A 26,064-nucleotide genomic window follows, 5' to 3' on the forward strand; every position below is an offset into this window, starting at 1 on the left:
ACCCAGGCTACTTTGTATCAGCATACGTCTGGGAGGGACAGGTTATGACTCTCGGGGCGGACGTGTTTACGGGTTCCAGGAAAGCAGCAGCCCGGCGTGCACCAGCCCTCCGCCGAAGCCGTACAGCAAAAGCGTATCTCCCGGTTTCACCCGCCCGTCCCGGATGCCCAGATGCAAGGCTAGCGGGATCGTCGCTGCAGAAGTATTGCCATAATATTTCAGGCTGTAGAGCGTCTTTTCCATCGGAAACCCGCTCTTCTCACAAATCGACTCGATCATCCGCAAATTGGCACTGTGCGGGATAAACCAATCCACATCATCCAGGCTTTTGCCTGCCTTCTCCACGACAGCCTGCATTCCTTTGGGAACGGTGGTTACGGCCCATTTGTACACCTCTCTGCCGTTTTGCACGATCAAGCCGTTCCCGGCAAGCTCGTGGTCACCCATCCGGCTAGACAGCCCTGATCGATAGACGTGAATGCCCCCTTCTCCTTTTGCCCCCACGTTTGCGGAGAGGAACGAACCGTGGCCCGGGGCCGCTTCCACCAGCATAGCGCCCGCACCATCCCCAAACAGAATGCAGGTGGTGCGATCCGTGTAGTCTGTAACTTTCGACATCGTTTCTGCTGCCACGACAAGGATGCGGCGGTGCAAACCCGCGCTGATCATGCCATCAGCCAGATGCAGGGCATAAGTAAACCCGGCACATGTCGCATTCAGGTCGAGCGCTCCCGCATGAGTCATCCCGAAATGAGCCTGCAGTTTGCTCGCTACACTGGGAAACGGATAATCCGGCGTCGTCGTCGACACCAGGACCAGATCGACATCGGAGACGTCCTTGCCCCAGGTCTGCATCAGGTTTTCTACCGCAGCAATCGCCAAATCGCTCGTGTATTGATCTTCCGCTGCAATTCTTCGCTCATGGATTCCTGTGCGCTGCACAATCCATTCATTGGATGTATCCACCATTTCCTCCAGATCGGAATTGGTCATAATCCGCTGAGGCACATACGTCCCGATTGCCGTTATTCTCGCTGAGGATTTTCTTTCCAAAGACATATTGCAGCCACCCCTTTATCACTTAGTATTAGTACCTGGTACTAATTATATGGATTTTTGCTCCTTTTGACAAGAAAAAAAGCCCGGACTGTCGTCCAGGCTCCCATGAATATCTGTCTTGCTTTCATTTGCACGCGTTATTTCACCAGTTTTTCCGCCAGCCAGTGCGCCGACTTCCAGATGTCCCCGGCACCCATTGTCAGCACGAGGTCGCCCGGTTTGAGCGATCGCGCGAGATGATCCTGCACGAGCTCCTTGGTCGGAATGTACTGGGCGCGCGGATGGCTGTTGGTGCGGATTTTTTCAACCAGCACCTCTGCCGTGACGCCTTCGATCCGCGCTTCTCCCGCAGGTGAATAGATGTCTGTAATAATGACTTCATCTGCTTCCCCGAAGGCTTTGCTAAACTCATCCATCAAAAAGTACGTTCGGGTATAGCGCTGCGGCTGAAACACCGCAATTACGCGACGGCCCGATGCCCGCGCGCCATTCAAGGTCGCCATAATCTCTGTCGGATGATGGGCGTAGTCATCTACCACCAAAATGTCCTGTGCATCCCCGATGATCTGGAAACGCCTTTTGGCTCCGCTGAATGAGGTAAAGGCGGCTGCGATCTGTTCAAACGCAAGACCAGCCTCGAGGCATACGACAACTGCCGCCAATGCGTTGGCGATGTTGTGTTTACCCGGCACAAACAGCACGAGCTCTCCCAGCAAGACATCCTTGCGGTAAATTTTGCAGTTGGTCCGCCTGTCTCCGCAAACGATCTCCCTGGCACTGAAATCTGCCTGATCCACATATGCAGGCTGAATGGAGTACGTGATTGCCTCTCCCGTCATGTCTGCCATCAGTTCCCGGATATGCGGGTCATCCAAACAAAGGACAGCCTTTCCTCCCGGCTTCAAGTGGCTCAGGAATTTGGCGTAGGCACGCTTCAGGTTGGCAAAATCGCCGTCAAAATGCTCCAGATGATCCGGTTCGATATTGGTTACAACTTCATAAACCGGCCGGTATTCTAGAAATGAGCCATCGCTTTCATCGGCTTCGGCAATGACGAGGTCGCTTTTGCCTGCTTTCGCGTTGGTTCCTGCGCTCATCAGCTCGCCGCCAATGATGAACGTCGGATCAACACCGCATTCCTCGAGCACATGGGCAATCATCGAGGTCGTCGTCGTTTTACCGTGTGCGCCAGCTACAGCCACACCCGTACGCTCATTCAAAATACTGGCCAGCATTTGGGAACGGTGCAAAACCGGAATCCCTCTTTCCGCCGCCGCAACCACCTCCGGATTGTCCGGGGAGATGCTGGTGGAATATACAACCTTATCGCATCCTGCAACGTGACTGGCGTCGTGTCCAATATGCACGACAGCCCCACGCTGTACTAGTTTTTTGGCCAAGTCGTTCATTGCGACATCGGAGCCGGTTACCTTGTAGCCAAGGTCGATCAAGACGCGGGCGATGGCGCTCATGCCATATCCGCCTATGCCCACAAAGTGGACGTGTTGGGCCTGATCCACCCTATTCACCTGCCTCTTCTACAGTAGTGGGAAAGAATGTGCGCACTTGGGCGATGAAATAGAGCGAACCGCAGACAACCAACCAGTCGTCGCCGTTTGCTGCTCGGTTGTCCTTCACCCAAGAAGCGAGAAACTGGCGCCAATCGGAGACAATATCCAAGCGTGCAGCTTCCCAGCCTCCCGCAAGAAATGCCTCTTGCAATTGACCAGTCTCCGCGGCGCGGGGGAAGTCAAACTTCGTCAGTCGAACGGTTTCTACGTTTGTCTGCAATCCTCTCAGCGCTTCGGCCATCCTTTTCAGCGGCTTATCCGCCAACCCGGAGAACAGCAAATGCAGCCGGGTATTTGGCGTCGTCAACCGGTTCAAGCTGGCAACCAGCGCCTCGATTCCTTCCTGATTGTGAGCCCCATCCAACATGACCATTGGTCTTGGCGAGACTACCTCTAGACGCCCAGGCCAGCGAGTTTGTTGCAGTCCGCGCACAATTTCTTCTTCCTCCAGGAGATAAGACAGGTAATTGCGCAGAACGTCGATGGTCATCAGCGATACCGCGGCGTTTTCTGCCTGATGGGGGCCATTCATTGCCAGCCGGTATTCTGACTCGGCCCGCCGGAAAATGCTCCGGTAGCGGATCTGTTGTTCACCGATCCGCTCCTGCAGCTGCTCCGCATCAAAATGGGAACCGATGCGATACAGCGTACTTCGCGACCTGTCTGCGGCCTCCTGCAGGACCGCGAGCACTTCTGCCCGCCTTTCACCAGTGATGACGGGTACCCCCGGCTTGATGATCCCCGCCTTTTCCCGGGCAATCTCGGGAAGGCTGTTTCCGAGTACGTCCATGTGATCCATGCCTATGTTCGTAATGACGGTTGCGATCGGGAAAACGACATTGGTCGAGTCCAGTCGTCCGCCCAAGCCCGTTTCCCAGACCACGACTGCCGGTCTTGTCACGTTGGCAAAATAGAGGATGGCAATGAGTGTAATCACTTCAAATTCGGTAGGAGAGCCAAATCCTGATTCTGCTTCGCAGCGCTCCACAAGAACCCTTGCCTGTTCCACCAATTCGACCAAATCGGCTTGCGGAATCATCGCCCCGTTGTATCGAATCCTTTCCCGGAAATCGATCAGGTACGGGGAAGTGAACATCCCTACACTGTATCCGGCCTCCATCAGCATATGGCTCAGATAAGAGCAGGTAGAGCCTTTCCCGTTCGTACCGGCGACGTGAATAAAAGCAAGCCGTCTCTCGGGATTCCCCAATTGCCCCAGCATCCACTGCATTCTTTCCAGTCCCGGCTTTTGGCCAAACCGAAGCAGTCCGTGCAGCCAGTCTAGCGCTTTTGTGTATCCTTCCAATCCTTCAGCATTCATGCCGCATTGCTCCATTCTCAAAAATATGCGAAGGTACGGCGGTTCATTCGCCTTTTAGCTCAGATAGGCGGGCCATTACTTTCTCGCGTTTTTCCATGTAACCGGCCATCTTCGCCCGTTCCTCTTCGACTACTTTTTCCGGAGCCTTAGCCATGAAGCCCGGATTGTTCAGCTTTTTCTCGATTCGCTCGACTTCTCCGTGCAGCGTCGCCAGTTCTTTTTCCAGACGCTTCACTTCTTGGTCCAGATCAATCAATCCCGCCAGCGGCAAGAAAAGCTCCGCGCCTGACACGACTGCGGACATCGCTTTGTCCGGTGTCTTCAGCTGCTCGCTGATCTCCAGGCGCTCCGGATTGCAGAAACGGACCAGGTACTCTTCACCGCGTTGGAGACGTTCCAGCGTGAGAGAATCGCCCGGCTTGATCAAGAGCTCGATTTTCTTGGACATCGGCACATTCACTTCGGCCCGGATGTTGCGGACACTGCGAATGACTTCCACGAGCAGATTCATTTCTGCCTCTGCGTCCGGGAAAATCAATTGCTCATTTACTGTCGGCCAGGCTGCAACCGTGATGCTTTCTCCCTGATGCGGCAGTGCTTGCCAAATTTCCTCGGTCATGTAAGGCATGAACGGATGCAAGAGACGCAAGGTCTGATCGAGTACAGTGACCAGGACGGATTGGGTCGTCTTTTTCGCTGCCTCGTCATTGCCGTACAGCGGCAGCTTCGCCATTTCGATGTACCAGTCGCAAAGGTCATCCCAGATGAAGTTGTACAGGACGCGGCCAGCTTCGCCGAATTCAAACGCATCCATGAGACGGGTAACGTCTTTGATCGTCGCCTGCAGGCGGGACAGAACCCATTTGTCCGGTGTGGACAGGTTTCCACTAAGATCGATGTCCTCGTAGCCAAACCCTGTCAGATTCATCAAAGCAAAGCGGGACGCATTCCAAATCTTGTTGGCGAAGTTGCGGTTCGCCTCTACTTTTTCCCAGTAGAAACGCTGGTCGTTACCCGGCGAATTTCCCGTTGCGAGCGTAAAGCGCAGGGCGTCCGCTCCGTACTTCTCGATTACTTCCATCGGGTCAACCCCGTTGCCCAGCGACTTGGACATTTTCCGTCCTTCGGAGTCCCGAATAATGCCGTGAATCAAAACGGTGTCAAACGGATTTTTACCGGTAAATTCGAGTCCGCTGAAAATCATCCGCGCTACCCAGAAGAAGATGATATCGTAGCCGGTAACCAGTACATTGGTCGGATAGAAGTACTTCATATCCTCTGTCTCTTCCGGCCAGCCCAGCGTCGAGAATGGCCAGAGCGCCGAGGAGAACCAGGTGTCGAGAACGTCCTGATCCTGCACTAGCTGATGGCTGTGGCAGTGCGGGCACTCACCTGCATCTTCGCGGGAAACGATGGTCTCGCCGCAATCCTGGCAGTACCAGGCCGGAATCCGGTGGCCCCACCAGAGCTGGCGGGAGATGCACCAATCGCGGATATTCTCGATCCAGCGCAGGTAGTTTGTCTTGAAGCGCTCCGGCACGAATTTGACACTGTCCTCGCTGTACGCGTTGGCAATCGCCGCATCTGCCAGGGGCTGCATTTTGACAAACCACTGGGTGGACAGATACGGTTCAACGACGGCATCGCTGCGTTCACTGTGTCCAACCTGATGGATGTGCTCCTCGATCTTGAACATGACGCCTTGTTCGGTCAAGTCCTTGATGATTTGCTTGCGGCACTCAAAACGGTCCAGCCCTTTATAGCCAGCCGCATTTTCGTTCATCGTCCCTGATTCGTCCATGACGACGATTTGCGGAAGCTGATGTCTTTGACCGAGCTCAAAGTCGTTCGGGTCATGGGCCGGTGTAATTTTTACGGCACCGGAACCAAACTCAGGGTCTACATAGTCATCTGCCACGATCGGAATTTCCCGGCCAACGATCGGCAGAATGACGGTTTTGCCGATCAGATGCTTGTAACGCTCGTCTTCGGGATGAACGGCTACTGCCGTATCACCAAGCATGGTTTCCGGACGCGTCGTCGCCACTTCGATGTAGCCGCTTCCGTCTGCCAATGGGTAGCGCATGTGATGCAGGGCGCCCTTTACTTCTTTATAGATGACCTCGATATCGGACAGGGCCGTGCGGGCAGCAGGGTCCCAGTTGATAATCCGATTGCCGCGGTAAATGAGTCCTTTTTCATACAGACGTACAAATACCTCGCGAACGGCACGGGAAAGTCCTTCGTCCATCGTAAAGCGCTCGCGCGAGTAATCAAGGGCAAGACCGAGCTTTTCCCACTGCTCGCGAATATGCTCGGCGTAGATGTGCTTCCATTCCCACACCTTCTCGAGGAATTTTTCACGTCCCAGATCGTGACGGGAGATGCCTTCCTCGCGCAGCGTCGCTTCTACACGAGCTTGCGTCGCGATACCGGCGTGGTCCATTCCCGGCAAAAACAGCGCACTGTATCCCTGCATGCGCTTGGTTCGGGTGATGATGTCCTGCAGTGTCGTGTCCAGGGCATGGCCCAGGTGCAGCTTTCCCGTTACGTTTGGCGGCGGGATAACGATTGTAAACGGACGTTTCTGGGGGTCTCTCTCTGCTTTGAAAAAGCCTTTTTCGATCCAGTACGGATACCATTTGGATTCGGCTGCCTTTGGATCGTAGTTTTTCGGCAGCAGCTGATCAATGTCATTGGTCGCTTGTTGATTCGACATGGCAATGCCTCCTTAAGAAAATAAAAAAACCTTCCATCCCAAAGGACGAAAGGATTGTTTCGCGGTACCACCTTTGTTAATGCAAGCCTTCGCATCCATTGCCGAAGTGCCGCATTCACTCTGACAAGATAACGGTTGTTAGCCGGTCGCGGCTACAGCACAAAATATGTGCATTCACCGAAACAACTCCCGGGCGACCTTCGACCAATCCCTTCCTTAGAGAATCTCGCAGCTACTGATTCTCCTCTCTGCCAAGGCGTCCTGGTCTACTCTTCCCGTTCACAGCAATCACTTTGTTTCATTTCATGTCAATCGTATTATATACAATCCAGGTGCAGCCCGTCAAACCCGGTTTCACCTGGCTAATTCACGGTGATTCCGAGCGCTTCCGCAAATCCAAGGACGTGCAGGATGTCCATTATTTCTTCGCGTACATTGATGATCTCTACCCGCTTTCCCAAAGCGAGCAAATCTTTCGTCGTAAAAAACAGATTGCCGATGCCGGAAGAATCGACGAACGTCACATCCCGAAAATCAACCGTAACCGAGCCGTTTCTTTCTCCGTATTCGCGCAATAGATTGCCGACCTTGTCACCTACAGCCATGTCCAATTCACCGGCAAAGTAAAGGGTAGCCTGTCCGTTCGTTTCTGTTGCCTGGAAGTCCATGCACACATACTCCTCTCACGCTTTCATTCTTTATTTATGTAACGAATTACCCCGTTATCAAGTTACCCAAGTTTTTCTATTTCCAAACATCGGAATTAACCGATCATACACTCTAAAATCAACCTCGTACCAGATGGAGAGGTGCCCAGACATACCCGGTCGCAAAACTGGAGCATGGCGTGAAAGCCAACCCCCAGCGAATGCTTGCTCGAGTAGCCTTGTCGCAGTGTCGCTCTCGGCAGCTCCTCCAGGAGAATTCCGTTCCCGTGATCATGTACAATGACACGTACTGTATTTTCCGCAGATGCGAGGTGGATGGTCACGGTCCCGCCGGTGCCATGCTTCAACGTATTCGTCGCCGCTTCATTGACAGCCACGACATACTGGAACTTCCGCTTTTCCTCTACCTGGAGCGCATCCATGATCCGCCTGCACTCCGTTCTGAGGAATGCCAGGTCTTCCGCCGACTGGATCAACACCGTTGCCAGCTTCAGTCCGTCTTCGGCCAGTACCGTCAACTCCGCATCTGTCAATAAAACAAGCTTGTCCTGGGTGACTGCCCCCAAGACCTGCTTGTACATGTCCCATTCTTTTTGCTGGCGCCGACGCTCTTCGGCAATGGCCTCTGTCACATCGATCAACGCCAGTCCACAGGTCTGATCCGGCAGAGGGGAGGCATACATTTCGTACATCTTGCTGCCATCGGACGAGACCAGCTGCTCCCTTACAGAAGTGCCGCTCTTTATGGCCTCTAGAGCTACTCGCCTCATGTCCCCTTCCATCAATTCTTCTGTCCGCTGGGCTCCAATCGGTCTTATGTCTCCATTCTCCATTACGTACAAGTAAATGCTCTGCACCTGACGCAAGATAGAGAGCTTTTGCAGCTCTTCCTTGATGAGGCGGTGCCGTTCATCCTCTGGCTCTTTCAACTCGGCCAGCATGTCTGTCGGTTGCTTTTCCGCACTATGATGCCATTGCAGGAATTCCTCCATGAGCAATCGCCCCAAAACCTCTTCCCGGCGAAGCACTTTTTCGATATCCAGCACATAGTAGGGAACATCGTGAATTCCTTGGAAAGCGTTCCCAATAATCCGGAAGTCGGACGCCAATTCTACTTCGACCCGATCTGACAGCTTTTGTTCATGACAGAACAGACCGATTGCGGTCCGGCAGATAGCGCGGAGTTCAGCCGATGCGACTTCGCCGGAATCCAGCTTCACCCTGACTGTGCGGGCAGGTATCACTTTTTGTCCTGCTCCTGCCCGCAATGCAGCTAGACAGTTCTGACACGCAGGATTCTGCGGGCACTCCTCACACAACATCATCGTTTCCTTTCCTCCTGTTCCGTACCTGATTGAAACCGCAGGATTAACAGGGATATATCATCGGACTGCAGACCCTCTTTCGTCCTCGCCCAGACATAGTTCTCCACCAACGCAATACTGTCGGTTTCACCCGACCGCTTTTCCTCGCTTAGCAAGCTCGAAAATCCTTTCAACCACGTTTGCAAGCATTGCTGGGAGTCTTTTCTGCTCATCTCCAGCAAACCGTCTGTATAGGCTAGCAGCATGCCGTCTTGGTCCAGGGGTACTTCGTCTGAAACGTAGACGCTATTCGGGAGCAACCCCAGACCCAGGCCGCCGCTGCATGGAAGGAGCCTTGCCCCGGAGCCGTCCAATATGAACGGCTGCGGGTGCCCGGCACGACTGATCGATAATGTGTGGTCTACCGAATCGTAGACTGCGATCAGCATCGTAATAAACGAGCGTGTTTTGCTCAAATCTTCGTAGAGCAATTTGTTCAGTTGATGCAAAATCAGTTCAGGTTTCCAATAGGTTTGCGTCACGGCCCGGACAGCGCTGCGGATTCCTGTCGTCATCAGGCTGGCTGGCAGGCCGTGGCCCGAAACGTCGGCCACCACAAAGCAAGTAAAGCGCTCATCGAGCATCAGGTAGTCCACATAATCTCCGCCCACATAGGTATAAGGGAGGAACACAGCCTTGGCTTGAAGACCGGGCAGGACAAGCCGTTCTCGGGGAATCAGCAAAAACTGGATTTTTTGCGCCAGTTCCATCTCCTGCTCCATCAAGCGCAGCTCCAGCAGCTGATTTTCCTGCAAGCATCTGAGGATCAGTCCGCGCACGTTTACGACCAGCAATTGAAAAAAGGATTGCTCCAGTTCAAGTTCTTCCACGCTCTCTGTAGTGCTTTTCGCCAGCATGACTACATACCTGGGTGCCAGCGGCGTATCCCTCTGTTCATCTACCACAATTTGTTCCGATATGTCTCTCTGGATATAGGGATGGTTGGGATCTCCCCTGACCACTTCATAATAAACTACACCTTCCTGCGATTCCAGAGAAATGCGCAAGTAAACGAGGTTGTCCATTTTGGAAAACCAGGCATCCACCAGCTCTTCGATCACCTGCTGCAGATTTTCATAGCTGACCTCGCGCAAGCTTTGTTCATTGCTAGCCAGCAAAATTTTTTCATAGGTTTGCTTGATGGCAAGGATTTGCGAGAGTTGATCATTCTTTCGTTGAATCTGATCCATATGTTCGGTAAATTTTTTCTCCAGACTGCTTGCTGTGTCCATCATCTGACGGACCAAGGATTGATTCCAACCTTTTGTCAGGAATAATCTGAAAACAGTGATAAGGGCACCAATTCCAATCCCGATTATATGGATGCGGGAATCGGGCCAGGTAAACATCGCGACTACCTCTACAAACAGCAATACCTGCATGGAATTCGAGTCAAGAAAGCTGAACCTCAACTGTTCATGCAAATAGCCATATTCGTTCATCAGTCGCCCTTTTGAAGGGTTGCGTGGAAAACGAATGTGAGCCCACAGCAAGATGCCAAGCGACAGTGAACCCATGATCATAAAAAGCGCCGTGGGCATGATCGGTTGAAACATGACAGCCACCGTAAACAGCAAAGTCGCAACCAACAATTTCGATTCTTTTTCTTGTTTACCGTGTACCAGCCCGTTTGCCAGAAAAACGGTTGTCCACGGAGCCAGCAGCAGAATGCCGCTCAGGATGTGCAGCAGGACAATCATCATACCCGCATCCTCTTGGTACAGCCATGAGCAAAGGGCCATCGCGCCGTAAACCGCTACAAATGCCATTGCATCCAGAATACTCTTCCACCGGTCATAGTAGATATGCGGCGCCAATGGGTACGCATGTATAGACATGAGAAAAAACAGGTAATACAGCATATCAAAGGGGAGGCTTAGTTGCTGGATGAGAATGTCGGGATGGTTTACCATCAGATGTGACAATCCCCAGGCGATCAAGCCGGCACCTTGTAAAAACGAAAGGTCGTACCAACGCTTTATCGATACCAATTGACGGGAGAGAAGCATGATGTATACGCCTGCCCCTATGCCGCTCGCGTAAAGCAACGCTTTCCATACCATTACGGATCACCTTTTTGCATTTGCATGTCTCTGCTACCCCTCTGCATTCTGTTCCCCGGTAAGGGCAGGTCCAAACGTCGGTTTTTTCATTATACAGCATCCGGCTCCGTTTCGAGCAGGGGGTTTCGAGAAAGGAGACACTGGCCTTTCGTCTTGTGCATATACTGGAGCTGAGAGGTGATCGCGATGTCTCGCTGGAAATACCACCCCACTTACTTGCGGATCAAATTCGGCTGCAGGCAAATTCTCCTTCCGTTGATTGTGTTTCAATTTATTCGCACGATATTCGTTCCTACATCCTTTGATGTCATCCTGCTGGGACTGCTGGCTATCCTGTACGTCGCCATTCTTCTTGAATGGCTCTGATAGCTGGTGCATGTACGCAAAAAAACGCCCCACCTGGTGAGAGCCCTGCAAAAGTCCACCTAATATCTGTAAACCGTAACCCTAGTGCCCTTAGGTACTGGGGTTTCAATTATCGAGAATGTAGCTGTAGTGGGGAGAAGCATGTTTCCGATCTGCGCTCCGGTCTACGTCCTGCAAGGATGTGAAACTGTCCGCTCCACAGCGATCCCGGGGGAAGCGCAAAACGGCGCGCAGCTCCGAAGGTTACTCATGGATTGCGCTTCTGTCTCCCCGGGCTTCGCTGTTCCGCTCGGCTGGACTCCGCTAGTCGCTCCGCCTGGAAACATGCTTCTCCTCCGAAACAGTAGGTTTTCAACAGGCTGAAACCCAGTGCCGCTTCGACACCGGGTTTTGATGTACAATAAAAAGAAAACGAAAGAGTTGGAACCATTGCTACAGCCCTCTAAACAAATCACGGCATCCTTCCATGCCGAATTATATAAACTGATTCCCGTGGATCACCCATTATGTAAAATCAATGAAATCGTCGATTTCACGTTCATTCATGAATTGGTTCGTTCTTCTTATTGTGAGCATTACGGAAGACCAGCTAACGAGCCGGAGCTCCTGTTTCGCTTGCTGTTTTTACAGGTTCTCTACAATCTTTCGGATGAACGCATCATTCAGGAAACGCAGGTAAACCTCGCTTATAAGTGGTTTTTAGGTTTAAATCCAGAAGATACCCTTCCTGACCCCTCTCAGTTATCCCGCTTTCGTAATCATCGGTTAGGAGCCGGAGCCGTAGACGAGGTACTCAAATCGGTTGTACGTCAGTGCATCGAAAAAGGACTTGTGAAATCAAAGACGATCATCGTGGATTCCACTTATACACTGGCAGCTTCGCCAAAACAAAAGCCTCTTGAAGTACTGCGAGATGCGGCGAAGCGCTTATTCCGTATTGTGGTGAAAAAGCATCCAAAACTTGAAAAGAAACTCCCGAGGTTACCGGAGTTGAAGAAGGATCAAGAGGGTGCCGAGAAGATCATGCTTCACTACTTGGCGGAACTTGGAGAGACAGTCGAGACTTTGTTACCCGATCATGAGGGTTCCATCTCGGAGAAGATCAAGGTCGCCAAGGCCATCGTGGAAGATGAGCGTCTGCTGGCCAATAAAGGCATTATGTCGGCCATTGATCCAGATGCCCGCTTTGGATGGAAGAGCAATACGAAATCCTTTTTTGGCTACAAAGAGCATATTGCCATGACGGATGAAGAAATCATTACGGCTGTGGAGGTCACCGGAGGAAGTACGGATGACGGAAAACAATTCAAAGAACTTTTGAACCAATCGCTTGACGTGGGAATAGAAGTACAAGAAGTGATTGCTGACACCGCATATTCGGGTAAAGATAACTTGGCCGAGATGAAATCCAAGGGGATTAAACCTGTCGTCCCGCTAAACCCCGTCGTACATAATGGGGGACTGAAGCAAGAGGGCTTTGAGTACAACAAGGATGCAGACTTTGTTATTTGTCCGGCAGGACAACATAGTATCCGAAAGGCTGTCCAAGGAAGCAAGCAGAGTGGCAAAAGTCGTTCTCTCGTTTTTTACTTCGATACGGAGAAATGTAAGACATGCCCACTTAGGGAAGGCTGTTTCAAACCAGGAGCAAAGAGCAAGACCTACTCCATCCGGATCGTGGCGGAACCCTACAAGGCGCAAATCGAGTTTGAAAACAGCGATACGTTCAAAGAACGTATTCGTCGCAGACCGATTATTGAGCACAAAAATGCTGAATTAAAAAGGTATCATGGGATGACCAAGGCCAAGTACCGTGGTCTCTTTCGTATGCGAATACAGGCAATACTTACGGCTTTCGTCGTAAATGTAAAACGGATGATAAAATTGGCAGAAAAAATGCAGCCCGTCTCTTAAAGGAGAATGGACTGCATTTTTCGTTAAAGTCCTTTTTTGTAAAAAAAAATACTGTGCGTTACCCGATCCGCAAACCTCAACAGAGGTATTTTGCAGGACTCTCCCTGGTGAGACGTCTTTTGTGTCTAAAAAGCTTGCTGCACCCAGCGTTGCAGGCGTATCAAACGGTCCATATCCTTCTCCAGTCGTTTGACCGCGTACAATTCGCTCCACTCATTTTTCTCGCTGTAATAGGTACTGATATCTCGCATGATTCTTTCCGGATAAGTCAGAAAAGCGGCAAGCAAATTCGTTTCTTCCGGCCGCAGCGGAAAGATCTCTGAATAGTGCCGGTAAAGCTGACTGGCACCCGCCTCATCTCCGGCCAGGTAAAAATACGTCCGGTAGAACATGGCCAAGTCTCGGGTCGGGGTATCGAACACAGCCCGGTCAAAGTTCAGCATCCGTACTTTTCCGTTACGATCAGGCAAAAAGTGGGCTGGCTGTGGCGAACCGTGGATGAACGACAAGCGAAAATGAGCATGAGTCCGATGCCTTTCACGCCAGTCCCGCAGCAAGCCGATCGCACTTTGAGCCATCTCCTTGACGTAAGCGTGGTTGGCCAAAAAAACGACATCGAACGGGGAAGGATAGAGACGATGTCCTGCCGCCTCAGCCGCTCTTTCCGTCATATGCAGCATCGAGTCCCACCTGCGGAGCAAGGAATCGATCAATGGCTCCACTTGTCTCGGATCATCGAAACGAAAGTTCTGGGTCAGGTGATGAAGCTCTGCCAGGCGCTCTACAGCTGGCTTCGCCCAGGCTAACGGCTCTTCCTCCCACTTCTCTGCCCCCGGTTGCCAGGCGGTTAGATAATACGTATCTTCACCATGCAGAACATACGGTTCGTCGTATTTTGTATGAAAAAATGGGACAGCCCCATCCCACCCCTTTTGCTCCAGGTGACGGAGAACTCCGCTGACCAAATGCAAGCGCTGGGGAGCGGCTTGTGTCCTTTTGCAAATAAACGATCCATACGGAGTGATCGCTTTGTACACATTCGGGGCCTTCACCACGTCAACGGTCTGTGCGAACATGTCATATTCCTGAAACAGCGGAAAGATATCGTCAAAGCGACTCATGCTTTTGACTCACTCCTCGTTTCCTCGGCCCGTTCGGCTATATATTTCAAGAGCTGATCAACCATCTGCTGGCGGTTGACAGCCTGCTCGATTCGCGCCAAACGCGCCTCTCCCGGCTCGCGATACACCTCAATGCTAGACTGCACCATATGCGATATTTCCTCTGGATAGGCCATGAAAGCCAACAGGAGCGTGTAGTCGGTTTGACCAAGCGGCCGAATTTCCTCGTAACCACTTAAAAACGCTTCGATCAGTGACAAATCCTCGTGGCGGACAAACAGATCTCTCAGGTACCCGGCTGTATCCCGCTGAGCGACCGATAAAACCGGCTGGAAAAAACCGCGCAAAAACAGCTTGTCGTTTACCAGCCCCCAATTGTCCGGGCGCAAAGTGCCGTGGGAGACAAAGAGCTCTTTCTGATCGATCCTGGTACTCAAAAGCATGTCGGTGCAGCGCTCCATTCTCTCCAAAAGGGGCGGAAATAGCCAGCTATAAAAACGATGATCCCTGCCTGATTGTCTGCCGCGATAACGGAGAGATTCCCAAAAATCTTTTACCCTTCTCGTTGTCGCAGCCATTCTCGCCTGTTCTCGTTCCCAAAAATCGGCGGGGTGAAAGATACTGCCGTCCCGCTGGGATTCATGCATCATCGCAACGATCTTGCCGCATTGACGCATGGTATCCGTTCCCAGTGGTATCGATTCGATGCGGCGAAGATGATCTGTGAGCGTAATTCCGCGTTGGCCTACCACCAAATACGGCTTTGAATCCTTCGTCCGAATAAATCTCTCCAAATCGCGGAAACCTTGGCGAACCATTCGTTCACGCCATGCAAACGACCAACGCATGATGTCTACCCGTGGCCATATGCGCAGCTCTTTCGGACCGCGGTTTGTCTCCAACAGATGGCAATCGTTCAGCGGGGTGATGTGGATTACCCTTGCCCGATACCGTTGACACACTTCGGACAGATTGATTTTCTCCACGGCCCCCCGCTCCTCACTGTGGAATATAGAGTATTTGCCCGGCCACGATCTGGTCTGAACGCAGGTTGTTTACCTCCAGAATCCGAGACTGAGGAATGGCATAACGCTGACAGATCGTTTCCAGCGTCTCGTCGCGTTGAATGATGCACAACTTTAGCCGGCTTTGCTTTTCCTCTTTGCTGCGGACAAAGGAAGTGAGATTGTGCATCGTCTCGATCGAAGCCGAATCTGCTTCAAAGGAACCTTTTCGCGACGCCTGTGAAGAAGACTCTTCTTCCATTTTGGCCTCTTGCTGCACCCGGGTCGCTTGCGAAAAGATCGACGTGAGATTTACCTTGCCGCCTTCTTCACGCGCCGGTTTGCCCGATATCGCTACACGCACTTCCTTCTCTTCCACTGCCTCCTGAGGCTGCTGGGCAATGACCTCTACCGCCTCCTCGTCTGCTGTCTCCTGTGCTGCTGCTTCTACAGCGGCTTCATCCGCATCCGCTGTGGCCGGCTCAGCTTGCGCTTCCTCCCTGCTTTCATCGGAGACTCCCGTCGCGACGGTTTCTTCTTGCACAGCCTCCGGTTGGGTGCGAGGAGTCTCGGTCGACTGTGAGTCTGCCACCTCCCGCAACTCCAAAGGCGGTGCGGGCAGCGTCTCTTCGGATTGCTTTTCCGGTCGGGAATGAACCGGTTCAGCCGCCTGTGACTCTGCCACTTTGCCCACTTCCAAGGACGGCTCGGGAGCTATATCCCCGAATTTTCTTTCCGGTTGGAAGCGAACCGGTTGGGCCGCCTGCGACTCTGCCACCTTCCGCAGCTCCAAGGACGGCTCGGAAGCCGTTTCCTCGGATTGCCTCTCGACATGCGATACGAACTTCTTCTCGGGGGCCATCCCTTCGTAGAGCGCCGGATTCGCTTCAGGCTCATTCCATGACACCTGTTCGATAGAGGGGCTGCTATCGCGATCGGAGCCTTTTCCTTGTTCTTTGACCGTGAGCGCCTCGGTTACATCCCCAAATCCTAGACTTTCATTTTCTGTCCGGTTTGAAGTCCCCTTGTGCTGAGAAGCTTCAAACATCGCTGCAAACCCGCTCGGGCTTTGCTGTGCGGCTGGGGTCTGTTGCATCGCGTGGGTCTGTTGCATCGCGTGGGTCTGTTGCACCCCGTGGGTCTGTTGCACTGCGTGGGTCTGTTGCACTGCGTGGGTCTGTTGCACTGCGTGAGTCTGCTGTGCTTCCTCCAGCGGGATTTGCCGATGCAATTCACTTTCCAGCTCCGCCAGCTTCCGCTCGATGTCCTCTAGCGAGATAGGCTGTGCAAGTTCTTCTGACTGATCTTGCGAAGCATGGGCAAATTGCCACTCTCCGCTAGAGGGAACTTCTCCATAGGAGACTGGTTCAGGATTGCCCGCAGGTTGTCCTGTCTGATAATTGGTCTCGGCAAACTTGATGCCCGCGATTTTCAGATCAGCCTCTATCATCACCTGATGGGGAGAATCAAGCTGGTAATCAAAGCTGTCGACAACTGCGTAAATATCCTCTATTTCAGCGATTCGATTCAAAGGAATCGTGATGTTTAGCGGAATCCTGTGGTGCAGTTGTTCCTCCTGGCCGTACAGCTGCCCGTCTGACCCGCCCGGCCGAAAAGGTGAAAAGGTCACCGCCTCAACCAAGGATTCCGTACCGCCTCCAGCTGTCTCAGAGGTGTCCTTGATCGGCTTGTATTTCCCGAATAATTGCAGGCAACCGGTGATGGAGATCGCTGACTCTGTTTCCAGCACCTCGACATCAGGAAACAACTCCAATTCTCTCCACTCGTCTATTCCGGCTTTATCCGATGAGAGGAAAATGGTTTCCTTGATGGCAAACGAAAGCAGTCCATCCTGTAGCGCCATCCGTGCTCCTCCTTTCAAGTGCAGGACATTTCTTTACACTATATGGGGCAGACGAGCCTTTTAGCACCGGAAAATTGGGTTTGGAAGAAGTCGCCTTGATTTTCAACCGAGAGTAGTAGGCAGTTACGTTGGAATAACCCCCCGTTTAAAGCTGCTGTAGCGGAGAGAAGCCTGTTTCCATTCTCCGCTCCGGTCTACGCTCCGCATGGAAGCGAACACTGTCCGCTCCGCAATGCTCCCGAGGGAATCGCAAAACGGCGCGCAGCTTTGAAGTGTAGTCATAGGTTGCGATTCTGTTTCCTCGGGATCATTGCGGAGCTGGGTGGGACTTCGCTAGTCGCTCCGACTGGAAACAGGCTTCTCTGGCGATCTGATCTGCTTCTGCGAGCTTTACAAAGCATGTGGGAGGGTTCAGGTTGTCTGTAGTTTTTCGCAGCCTTTATCAGTAGCTGTAGAGATGAAAAAGGAGAAAACGGCGAAGGTCTTTGGGACACTACCCAGGCGGAATGGAAAAAGCAAAACACGTTTTCAGCGTCCAACTCTGAGACGCTGCCCTGAGCAGACTGCTTTTGGACGCGGTTTTGCTTTTGGAATGGAGCCGGACAGTACAGCCCCCAGCAGTGTCCCACCGAACCTGTAGCCGTTTTCTCCTTTTTCATCTCCTCCACCAAAGCCTGTCCAACCGCTAAAATAGAAAAGCTGCGGCGGAAGAAAATCTCGATTCTTCGTCATAAGGAGCAAGGGCAGCACTTATCAGAACCAATCCGAGGGAATCGTACAACGTAAAAAAACCAGGGTATCAGCTCCCTGGTTTTTGCGTCCAATATTCCAATAATTCCTGTACAGTCTGTTTTGCCTGGTCAATACAGTCCGGCACCCCGACACCTCCGTAGGAACCGCCGGTCAGCCATACACCGGGCAGATGCTCCTTCATCTTGGCGGTGGCCCCTTTGAGCCATTGCTTGTGACCAACCAAGTACGGCAAGCCCCTGTTCCAACGGGTAACCTTGTAAAATTCGGGATGGTCATCGATCTGCATGACTTTCTGGAGATCGCGGACGACCACGTCGACGATTTCTTCATCAGAACGGTCTACAATCTCTTCGGCGCCCGGCTTGCCCACGTAGCAGCGTACAAGCGCCTTGCCTTTCGGCGTCGTATGCGGCCACTTTCGCTGAGTCCACGTGCACGCCGTGATCGTAAACTTTTCCTTGCGAGGGACGACAAAGCCTGTCCCTTCTTTATCGATCCTTACGCCTTGCTCGGGATAGGCGAGAGCGACTGTCGCCATAATCGTAGGCTTGGCGCCGCTGATCGGCGGTATATCGACATGCTCCTTGACAACTTCCCTGGCCAAATGATGAGGGATCGCTAAAATAACAGCGTCGGTATCAAAAACCTCACCATGAGCCAGTTCGACGCTATATCCGTCCTGGCGCTTTTCCAAGCGCTTGACAGCCGTGCTTTTCCGGACCGAGTCAGCAGGCAGCAGTTCTTCCAGTCGATCAGCGAGTGATTGCAAGCCGCTGGTCAAGCTCACGAACATTCCCTTTGACTTTGGCTGTCCCTCGGACTGTTTGCTCTGCTTAGGGCGAGAATTCCTCATCGCCATAATGAGGCTGCGGTGCTTCTGTTCCATCTGGGCGTATTGCGGAAAGGTGGAGAGAAGACTCAATTTGTCGATATCGCCACCGTAAACGCCGGAGATCAAAGGCTCGATTACATTCTCGATGACTTCATCTCCAAGCCGGCGACGGAAAAAATTCCCAACGGACTCGTCTTCGCCAGTTTGCGCCCCCGGCAATATCAAATCTACCGCCGCTCTGAGCTTGCCCAACGGAGAGATAAGCGGTGTCATGGCAAAAGGCATCAGCTTGGTCGGTACACCCATCACGGCTCCCTCCGGAATCGTGTACAAACCGTTTTTATGCAGAATATACGCCTGACCCGCGTTGTTGTTTACCAGCCGATCACCCAGGCCGACATCTTTGATGAGCTCGGTTGCGCTCGTTTTTCGTTCCAAAAAGGAGTCTGCTCCCAGCTCAATGGTAAATCCCTCGTGCTTCCAGGTCTGAACCTTCCCGCCGGTCCTGTCGCTTGCTTCCAGCAATGTGAACCGGACTGGCAATCCTTGTTCCCGCGTCCATTTCTGCAGGTAGTAGGCAGCCGTAAGTCCAGTCATACCGCCGCCTACGATCGTGACATGCAGCTGTTTTTCGCTCATTTGCTATTTCCCCATTGCCGGCAGCTTTTTCCCGATTACATCAGCCAGACAGGAGATAAAAGCAGGTCTGGCATTCGGCATCGGGGGCCGGTAGTAATTGGCTCCGAGTTCATCGGTTACCGCTTTGCATTCGATGTCATTGTCGTAGAGCACTTCCAGATGCTCTGCGACGAAGCCGACCGGGCAGTACACGAAGGTTTGGTATCCATGAGCGTTGTGCAGGTCGCGGGTCAAATCCTGCACGTCCGGTCCGAGCCATGGCTCGGGTGTATTGCCTGCACTCTGCCAGCCGATAGCGTAGTGCGAAATGCCCGCTTCTTTTGCGATCAATGCAGCCGTTTCCTCCAGCTGATGGGGATACGGATCACCCGATTGGAGGATTTTTTCCGGGAGACTGTGGGCAGAGAAAATCACCACGGCTTTGTCTCGTTGCGCTTCCGGCATCGATCTGAACGTATCCTTGATCGCATCGCTCCAATAGGAAATAAACCCGGGCTCCGTATACCAGCTCTCCACTGAATGGATTTCAGGGCCGCCGATGCTCGCTGCGTGTTCCTTTGCCCTGCCATTGTATTCTTTTACACTGTAGCTGGAATAGTGGGGAGCCAGCACCAAGCTGATCGCCTTTTCGATGCCATCGCGATGCATTGCCTCGACTGCATCCTCCACGAAAGGAGCGATGTGCTTTAGACCAAGATAGCCGACAAATTCCTTATCCGGAAAACGGCGGTTCATCTCCTGTTCAAGCTGGCGTACCTGCTCGTCCGTAATTTCGGCAAAGCGATTGACGCCACCCACCGCTTCATAGCGGGCTGTCAGATCGTCCAGCAATTCCTGCGAAGGCTTGCGGCCCCGGCGAATATGCGTGTAATAGGGTTCAATCTCTTCCTTCTTGCGCGGTGTTCCGTACGCCATCAGGAGTAATCCGATCTTTTGCTTGGACATAAGTTGCACCTCCGTATTACGCGTTCCGGCGATAACTGTGAATGAAGCTGGTCAGCTTTTGCAAGGTTTCTACTTTGGCGTCTGGGAACACTCCATGACCCAGGTTAAAGATATAGCCGGGCTGCTGCGTGCCCTCGTCAAGTATTTCCTTTGCTTTCGCCTCCAATTTTTCCCAAGGAGCCAAAAGCAGTGTAGGATCCAGATTTCCTTGCAAGGTTTTGGTGACGCCCAGCTCACGCGCTTTTGTGATCGAAGTCCGCCAGTCGAGGCCGACCACATCGACCGGCAGCTTGTTCCACTCCTCAAGCAGGTGACCACAGCCTACGCCGAAATAGATTGTCGGCACGCCCGTCTCCCGCAGCGACAGCAAGATGCGGTTCATGACCGGAGCGATAAATGTCCGGTAGTCTTCATCGTTCAGGGCGCCTACCCAGGAGTCAAATACTTGGACAGCTTGCGCGCCTGCGGCAATTTGCGCTTTCAGATATGTAATGGTCAACGTGCCCAGCTTCTCCATCAGCTTTTCCCAAGCTGCCGGCTGCGTGTACATGAACGATTTGGTTTTGTGATAATGCTTGGAAGGACCTCCCTCGATCATGTAGCTGGCAAGGGTAAACGGAGCTCCTGCAAAACCGATCAGCGGTACAGAGAGCTGCTGGCGCAAAATTTTGATCGCTTCCATGATGTATGGCACGTGCGTATCCGGGTCGAGCTCGCCCAGGCGATGGACATCTTCGAGCGATCCAATCGGGTTGGCAATGACAGGTCCGATCCCCGATTCAATGTTTACATCGACCCCGATCGGCTTGAGTGGAGTCATAATGTCAGCAAAAAGAATCGCAGCATCCACCCCGAGCTGCTCAACCGGCAGACGGGTTACTTCCGCGCAAACTTCGGGTATATAGTTCATTTCAAAAAATGTGTGCTTGGCACGGATAGCCCGGTATTCGGGTTGATAACGCCCCGCCTGGCGCATGTACCATACCGGCACATGATCTGTCGGTTCCTGGCGACAAGCTTTTAAAAACGTATCGTTAAACGGTTTTGCAGTCATGAATAAACCTCGCTTTACACGGTAATATTCCTTATCCTTATGATACCACTCGGCAATCGACAAAAAATGCATTGATTGTGTCAAAATCGTTATCGTTTCAACCGCTGTTCTCCTGGTACCATTGTTTCCCAAAAGCTCAGTGACGAATACGAATATCCCCTGTTGAGCTGCTGACAGTCAGCGCCGGACCTTCCGTGCCTACCGATCCCGCTACTCTCTGCTCCCCTTTTTCCGAGTAAGACATTTCCGGCCAATCGGCTTTTATATCTCCCGTATCCGTAGCCAGTTCCATCTTTACTGCTTCGGGCAGTTTTAACAAGGATACCGTGATGTCTCCTGTATCCGTTCGGACATTTACGTCGTGCTTCATGTCTTTCAGTTGCAGCGAATCGATATCACCTGTACTGCTGAAGGCATCCACTTTTGCACTGACGGAGGATATGTCCATGTCGCCTGTATCTGTTCTCAGGGTGAGTGTTTCTCCTTCAAACCCCGCCAACTCGATATCGCCCGTGCTCGTTTTCAGCGTTCCTTCCTTTGCTTTGATCGCATTGATACGGAAGTCTCCCGTGCCGCTGTTCACGGCTATTTTTTCGTAGACCGCTTCCGGAATCATCACCTGGAGCTCCAGGTCTACCCGTTGATGAAAGAAAAAGCCGAACTGCATTTCAGTTGGTTCCTTTATCCTTACCTGCAGAATTCCGTCAGGGGTGACTTCCGTCGTAAACTTGATTTTGTCCAATCGCTTTCTATCAACCTCCCCGACCATTCTTGCAGTCGCACTGGACAAATTGCTCGTAGTCAACACGACGTCAGCGATGTCCGTTTCCACTTCGACACCCTTGATAGGCTGGTCGATTGTACGCAGTTCACTGACTGTCTCCGTGTCTCCCTTAAAGTCGGGGTTCAGTTTGAACTGCCAGACAAATCCGATCGCTCCAACGAGAAACAACAGACAGAAAAAGACGAACAAGACATTTATCATTCTTCTCATGCTATTTCCCCCTAATCATGCGGACATTAAAGTTCAGATAACGCAAAAATTGCCGATACAGCCATCGGCTCAAGCGGGCCAACCCGATCGCAAGCATTCCGCCCAAACCAAATGATGCCATCCCCGAGAAGAGAACCAGATATTGCTCATCTGCGTTTCCCGGAATTCCGTACTTCAAAAACAAGCCAATCGGTGTAAGCAGCAATGCCAGAGCGACGGCAAACAAACCGATAAGGACAGCAATCAGTCCGACAAATGGGCCCAATACGAAAACAAGGTTAAAAAAGCCCAAACTGACGGTCGCCAAAACAGCTCTCGTCATATTACTGATGGATGCGTTCGATTGTGCCTGATGAATGCGGTATCCGGCTAATATCTCGCGGGCAAGAACCTTTGGACTGCCCAGACTGTCGGCAATCTCCTGTTCGCTTTTCCCCCTGTCCACTCCGATCAAGAAATGTTCGGTATAGTCTGCCAATATGTCCAGGCGATCCTTGTCGGGCAATTCGCGGAGAAGCCTGTCAAGCTCATCCATAAATTCGCGTCTCGTCATAAACCGATTCCCTCCTCGATAATCTGGTTGACCCCGCGCGTAAATATTTTCCATTCCAGCACGAGGTCGTTCATATATCTGCGCCCTTTATCGGTGAGCTGATAGTACTTGCGCGGCGGGCCTTCCTGCGATTCGGCCAAGTAAGTAATAAAAAAGCCTTCCGTGGTCAACCTGCGAAGCAGGGGATAAACGGTTCCTTCTGCGATGTGAAATTTCTCTGAGATGCTGGCCACCAGTTCGTACCCATATCTGTCTTTTTGGGCAACAAGCACCAGTACGCAAAGTTCCAGTACACCTTTTTTAAATTGAACGTTCACTTAGCATCACCATGTTAGATCTTACCAGAGCACTATTATACAATGCAAGGTACTTTATAAAAATAGATAAATGCACACGGGTAAAAATTGTGCAAAAAGGGCCCTCTTCCCTCAAAGGGAACAGGGCCCGAATGATCCGCTTTCCTTATATGCCGGAATGCAATGATTAAATCCTATTCGTTTACTTCGACGATGCGACCTTCTACTTTCGGATTAACCGTCTTGCGTTTGATCAGCTCTTCTTCCACAATGCTGTAGAAAGTCAGACCTGTATTGAACGCAGGTTTGTTAAAGCTCTCATATCCGTCTCCGCCTGTTGCCAGGAAGTCATTGGTTGCGACCTTGTACGTCTTCTTCAGGTCGAGCGGCTGACCGCCTACCTTTACCTCGACAACGCGCTGACCCGCAGGCTTGCTTGGATTGTAGGTAAAAGACATGCCGCTGATTTGCGGGAAGCGTCCCTCTCCCGTCTCCACCTTGCTTACACCGCTTTCCAGCGCTTGACGCAGCTCTTCGCCGGTCACCTCGATCACGACCAGGGTATTCGGGAATGGCAGCAGGGTGTACAGATTTTTCTTCGTGATGTCGCCCGCCTTTAGCTGTGTACGGATACCGCCTGCGTTGGTCAGCGCAACGTCTGCTTCATGCCCCGGGATGGATTTCGTGCGCTCCAGCATGATGTCGGCGATCAGGTTTCCTACGTTTGTCTCCTTTTTGCGAACCAGCGCTCTGTCGCCATCAAGGTCTACCTCAGACTTGGCGATGACCACGTCCATGACTTCGTCGATTTTCTTGACGATCTCTTGAACCATTTTCTCTACCTCAGGATCAGCTTGAACGGTTTCGTCATACGCTTTCAAACCGCCGCTGAACGCAACCAGCTCCTTGCCGAGGTAGTACAGGTCTGCGCGTCCGAGAGACTTGCCGTACTCCCAGTCCTGTACGATGTACGTGCCGTTCACCAGCTCCGGCTTTTCCAGCGGCGTATGGGAATGTCCGCCGACGATCAGATCGATGCCCGGTACGTTTTTCGCGATCTCACGGTCAACATCCACGCCGACGTGGGAAACGACGATTACATGGTCAACCTCTTTTTTCAGCTGTGGCACGACGGTCTTCGCCACTTCTACAGGGTTTTTGAAGGTAAGGCCTTTCACGTTGTTCGGGTGGGTGAGGATCGGTGTATCCTCCGCTACAAAACCGACGAAGGCAAACTTTTTGCCGCCGATTTCCGCCTTGAAGGTAGGTACGAGCAGTTCTTTTCCATCCGCTTTGAACACGTTTGCGGAAATAACCGGGTGCTTCAGCATGTCGCGCAGCTTCAGCAGCTGTTCATAGCCAAAATCAAACTCGTGGTTCCCTGCCGCCATTACGTTGTAGCCCAAGTAATTGAGGATCGGTACGACAGACTCCCCTTGGAATTGGTTGACGTAGACGGTGCCCTGGAAGGTATCACCCGCATCAAGCAGGAGGAAGTTGTCGTTCTCCTCACGCCAGTCCTTCAGCAGCGTGGCGATCTTGGCGTAACCGAATTCCTTCAAGTTTTTATCTTCTGTAATATGTCCGTGCGTATCATTGGTATGCGCGATCGTAATGTGTGTAGTAGCCGCATCCCCGAGCGCCTGGAAGAAATCGCCGCGGGTCACTTGCGCCTTGTTTTCCATTTCAATGGTGTAGCCCAGCTTTTTGGCGACCTCTGTCAATTTTGCCGAAGAAAGAACTTGTGTCGGGTTTTTGAAGTCATCCTGCATAATTGCTCCCTTGGTTTTTGCCCAAGCGAGGTAAGGCGCAGACCAATGCGCCCCTTTGTCAGGAGCAGAAATTTTGCTTCCGCCCAGTTTGGCAAAAACGACAACTGCTTCCGCCAAAGTCACGTTGCGCTCAAGGGCAAGATCACCGTTTGCTCCCGGAGATACGATGGATTTCTTTACCATCCAGTCTACGTGCTGAACCGGATGCAGCGGTGCTGCCAGGACCGATCCGGCCATCAGGGACGAACAGATGGCAGCTGCCAGAGCGGCCAGGGTAATGCGACGTGCTTTTTTCATTCGCGCTTCTCCTCCCGTTATGTAAAAAATAAAAAATAGGACATCTCTGATTATAGCAAATATTTCTGGATAGATGTTCAGCTTCCTGCTAGATATTGGACAGGAATTGCTTGATCGCATCAGCCATTTTCTCGGGGGTTTCCAGCATTCCCATGTGACCAGCCTCCGCAAGCAGTACCCGAGTGACATTCGCCCCATCTGCTGTAAAGGTTTTGTCTGCCGGAATGATCTGGTCTTGTTCCCCTGCGATAAGCAGGACGGGACAAGCAAGCTTTCTGAGGACATGCTGCCGGTCTGCTCTTTCCCGCATCGCTTCCAATGTCCGGATCGCGCCGTCTGGCGGTGTTTGCAGGCCGACCTGTTTGACCCGCTCCCATTCTTCCGGATAACGGGATAAAGCGCCAGGGGCGAACAGCTTGGGAACCAGCGCCTTGATAAAGGGCTCTATCCCGTTTTGACGGATGCTCTCCATTCCTTTGGTCCGGTTTTCCTTTGCCTGCTCATCATCGGGAAACGCGGTAGAATGGATCAGCCCCATCGCACTCAGCCTGTCGGGGTAGCGCTCGGCAAAAGCCAAGGCGACATAACCGCCCAAGGAATGTCCGAGGAGCGTCATCTTTTCAATCCCGGTCTCATCCATGAAAAAGGCAAGATCCTCTGCCATTTTCTCCACGGTGTACGTTTCATCCGGAACCGAACTGCCTCCGTGGCCGCGCAAGTCGGGAGCAAGCACCCTGCTTGATTTCTCCAGTCTCGGGAAGAGCTTTTTCCAATATGCCGAGCTTCCGCAAAAGCCGTGCACGAGACAGACGGCGTCTCCCGTCCCCCTGTCTTCGTAAGCCAGTTCGACTCCATTTTGCAATACCGCTTTTTTCATCTACTTCTCCTCCTTTTT

Annotated in this window: 20 protein-coding genes and 1 other annotated feature; of the genes, 2 read left to right on the plus strand and 18 right to left on the minus strand. The window is 52.2% G+C overall.

What is annotated here, in order from left to right; all coding sequences use genetic code 11:
* Positions 1–66: 66 nt before the first annotated feature.
* The 7 genes from V5G20_RS19350 to V5G20_RS19380 all read right to left on the minus strand — a co-directional run bounded on the left by V5G20_RS19350 (position 67) and on the right by V5G20_RS19380 (position 10,765).
* Positions 67–1,059, minus strand: coding sequence for a ketoacyl-ACP synthase III (locus V5G20_RS19350; protein ID WP_031932363.1), 993 nt, complete (start codon positions 1,057–1,059; stop codon positions 67–69).
* 137 nt (positions 1,060–1,196) lie between these two features.
* The gene (murC, locus tag V5G20_RS19355; protein ID WP_003387626.1) at positions 1,197–2,579 is read right to left on the minus strand and encodes a UDP-N-acetylmuramate--L-alanine ligase; all 1,383 of its coding nucleotides are present in this window, start codon (positions 2,577–2,579) and stop codon (positions 1,197–1,199) included.
* Position 2,580: 1 nt separating this feature from the next.
* The gene (locus tag V5G20_RS19360; protein ID WP_003387628.1) at positions 2,581–3,951 is read right to left on the minus strand and encodes a bifunctional folylpolyglutamate synthase/dihydrofolate synthase; all 1,371 of its coding nucleotides are present in this window, start codon (positions 3,949–3,951) and stop codon (positions 2,581–2,583) included.
* A gap of 43 nt (positions 3,952–3,994) precedes the next feature.
* The gene (locus V5G20_RS19365) at positions 3,995–6,670 is read right to left on the minus strand and encodes a valine--tRNA ligase (protein ID WP_003387629.1); all 2,676 of its coding nucleotides are present in this window, start codon (positions 6,668–6,670) and stop codon (positions 3,995–3,997) included.
* Between the two features lie 38 nt (positions 6,671–6,708).
* Positions 6,709–6,962, minus strand: a binding site (T-box leader).
* 70 nt (positions 6,963–7,032) lie between these two features.
* Positions 7,033–7,338: an STAS domain-containing protein gene (locus V5G20_RS19370; RefSeq protein WP_003387630.1), complete on the minus strand. Its 306-nt coding sequence runs from the start codon at positions 7,336–7,338 to the stop codon at positions 7,033–7,035.
* Positions 7,339–7,433: 95 nt separating this feature from the next.
* Entirely contained in the window at positions 7,434–8,663 is a 1,230-nt protein-coding gene (locus V5G20_RS19375) for an ATP-binding protein (protein WP_024983982.1), read from the minus strand.
* On the minus strand, positions 8,660–10,765 hold the full coding sequence (locus V5G20_RS19380) for a PP2C family protein-serine/threonine phosphatase (RefSeq protein WP_003387632.1): 2,106 nt from the start codon (positions 10,763–10,765) through the stop codon (positions 8,660–8,662). Before V5G20_RS19380 ends, V5G20_RS19375 begins: the two co-directional genes overlap by 4 nt.
* 186 nt (positions 10,766–10,951) lie before the next feature.
* Here V5G20_RS19380 and V5G20_RS19385 point away from each other — a divergent pair, with 186 nt between their 5' ends.
* Together V5G20_RS19385 and V5G20_RS19390 are read left to right on the plus strand one after the other, a co-directional pair.
* Positions 10,952–11,131, plus strand: coding sequence for a hypothetical protein (locus V5G20_RS19385; protein WP_003387633.1), 180 nt, complete (start codon positions 10,952–10,954; stop codon positions 11,129–11,131).
* Positions 11,132–11,560: 429 nt separating this feature from the next.
* Entirely contained in the window at positions 11,561–13,045 is a 1,485-nt protein-coding gene (locus V5G20_RS19390) for an IS1182 family transposase (protein WP_422387982.1), read from the plus strand.
* Positions 13,046–13,170: 125 nt separating this feature from the next.
* Here the strand turns inward: V5G20_RS19390 and V5G20_RS19395 are convergent, their stop codons facing one another.
* From V5G20_RS19395 to V5G20_RS19445, 11 genes are all read right to left on the minus strand, one after another.
* Entirely contained in the window at positions 13,171–14,166 is a 996-nt protein-coding gene (locus V5G20_RS19395) for a hypothetical protein (RefSeq protein WP_003387634.1), read from the minus strand.
* Positions 14,163–15,152 carry a hypothetical protein gene (locus V5G20_RS19400; protein WP_003387636.1) on the minus strand — a complete coding sequence of 330 codons (990 nt, stop codon included), beginning with the start codon at positions 15,150–15,152 and terminating at the stop codon, positions 14,163–14,165. The genes V5G20_RS19395 and V5G20_RS19400 overlap by 4 nt, the downstream gene beginning before the upstream one ends.
* A 13-nt stretch (positions 15,153–15,165) precedes the next feature.
* Positions 15,166–17,034, minus strand: coding sequence for a LysM peptidoglycan-binding domain-containing protein (locus V5G20_RS19405; RefSeq protein ID WP_279041834.1), 1,869 nt, complete (start codon positions 17,032–17,034; stop codon positions 15,166–15,168).
* A gap of 799 nt (positions 17,035–17,833) precedes the next feature.
* Positions 17,834–19,258 carry a protoporphyrinogen oxidase gene (gene hemY, locus V5G20_RS19410; RefSeq protein ID WP_122958155.1) on the minus strand — a complete coding sequence of 475 codons (1,425 nt, stop codon included), beginning with the start codon at positions 19,256–19,258 and terminating at the stop codon, positions 17,834–17,836.
* 3 nt (positions 19,259–19,261) lie between these two features.
* Positions 19,262–20,203: a ferrochelatase gene (gene hemH / locus V5G20_RS19415; protein WP_003387639.1), complete on the minus strand. Its 942-nt coding sequence runs from the start codon at positions 20,201–20,203 to the stop codon at positions 19,262–19,264.
* 16 nt (positions 20,204–20,219) lie between these two features.
* On the minus strand, positions 20,220–21,257 hold the full coding sequence (gene hemE / locus V5G20_RS19420) for a uroporphyrinogen decarboxylase (protein WP_024983986.1): 1,038 nt from the start codon (positions 21,255–21,257) through the stop codon (positions 20,220–20,222).
* Between the two features lie 136 nt (positions 21,258–21,393).
* Positions 21,394–22,251: a DUF4097 family beta strand repeat-containing protein gene (locus V5G20_RS19425; protein WP_031932359.1), complete on the minus strand. Its 858-nt coding sequence runs from the start codon at positions 22,249–22,251 to the stop codon at positions 21,394–21,396.
* Between the two features lies 1 nt (position 22,252).
* The gene (locus tag V5G20_RS19430; RefSeq protein ID WP_251237707.1) at positions 22,253–22,804 is read right to left on the minus strand and encodes an HAAS signaling domain-containing protein; all 552 of its coding nucleotides are present in this window, start codon (positions 22,802–22,804) and stop codon (positions 22,253–22,255) included.
* Entirely contained in the window at positions 22,801–23,121 is a 321-nt protein-coding gene (locus tag V5G20_RS19435; protein ID WP_003387643.1) for a PadR family transcriptional regulator, read from the minus strand. The genes V5G20_RS19430 and V5G20_RS19435 overlap by 4 nt, the downstream gene beginning before the upstream one ends.
* 173 nt (positions 23,122–23,294) lie before the next feature.
* A complete protein-coding gene (locus V5G20_RS19440; RefSeq protein WP_003387645.1) occupies positions 23,295–25,169 on the minus strand; it encodes a bifunctional metallophosphatase/5'-nucleotidase in 1,875 nt (624 codons plus the stop codon).
* Positions 25,170–25,257: 88 nt separating this feature from the next.
* Complete coding sequence (locus tag V5G20_RS19445; protein ID WP_338461840.1) at positions 25,258–26,046, minus strand: alpha/beta hydrolase; 789 nt, start codon at positions 26,044–26,046, stop codon at positions 25,258–25,260.
* Positions 26,047–26,064 lie beyond the last annotated feature (18 nt).

The sequence above is a fragment of the Brevibacillus borstelensis genome (genome assembly GCF_036700025.1).
Lineage (GTDB): Bacteria > Bacillota > Bacilli > Brevibacillales > Brevibacillaceae > Brevibacillus > Brevibacillus borstelensis.